The sequence below is a fragment of the Ruegeria sp. AP12 genome (assembly GCF_056540025.1).
In genome coordinates, this window is record NZ_JBQFVZ010000113.1 from 1 (window position 1) to 1,005 (window position 1,005).

The window sequence follows — 1,005 nt, forward strand, 5'->3', positions numbered from 1 at the left end:
TTGTTGATCCATCAGGTGCACGGCGCTGGATTGTACGCGTAACGGTCAAAGGGCAGAAGAACCGCAAGGGTGCACCGCTGAGAACGGATTTCGGGTTAGGTGGCGCTGATGTCGTCACACTAAACCAAGCTCGAGAAAGAGCCCTCGAATATCGACGCATGGCAAAATCGGGACTGAACCCTCGTTTTAACGCCCAGCGCGAAATCCCAACGTTCGAAGAGCTCAGTCGACAGGTCCACATCGACCGCCTGCCGACATGGAAGAATGCCAAGCATGGACAGCAGTGGCTCAACACCTTGCGCGACTACGCTTTCCCCAAGATCGGCCGTATGCCCGTAGACAGCATCGATCAGCCCGAAGTGCTGATGTGCTTGTCGCCCATTTGGACTGAGAAACACGAAACCGCAAAGCGACTGTCTCAGCGGATCAAGACGGTGCTCGACGTGGCAAAGTCAAAGGGATTTCGATCTGGGGAGAACCCGGTGACCGCGATCCGCGAAGGCAAGGTGCTGCCCACCGTCAAAGCCAAGGTCCAGCACCACGACGCAATGCCTTGGCAAGAGGTGCCCGCGTTCTATGCCGAGTTGCAGACCCGCTCGGCCATGGCCGCCAAAGCGCTACAGTTCACCATTCTGACCGCCTGCCGGACCTCAGAGGTCCTGGAGATGAAATGGCCCGAGGTCGATTTCGATGCGCGCCTTTGGATCATACCTGCGGAGCGCATGAAAGGCGGGCAGGTCCATCGTGTTCCTCTCACCGACGAAATGCTGGCCATTCTGGAACCGCTGCGTGCGCTGGCCTCTGACTATGTTTTCGAGGGGCAAAAGCGGCATCAGCCCCTGTCAAACATGTCCATGCTAATGTTGCTGCGCCGGATGCGGCAGGATGGCGTTACTGTGCATGGCTTCCGCAGTTCGTTTCGGGATTGGGCAGCGGAAGCTGCCAATGCACCGCGTGAATTGGCAGAGGCGGCATTGGCTCATCAGGTTGGGTCCGACGTGGAGC

Annotated in this window: 1 protein-coding gene and 1 pseudogene; both read left to right on the plus strand. The window is 58.2% G+C overall.

What is annotated here, in order from left to right:
• Positions 1–29: 29 nt before the first annotated feature.
• Positions 30–140: pseudogene (locus tag ACR0E6_RS21590) on the plus strand (integrase); the annotation flags it as partial.
• A gap of 18 nt (positions 141–158) precedes the next feature.
• Positions 159–1,005 (plus strand): tyrosine-type recombinase/integrase (locus ACR0E6_RS21595; RefSeq protein WP_480587172.1); only part of this gene is annotated, 847 nt, incomplete at its 3' end.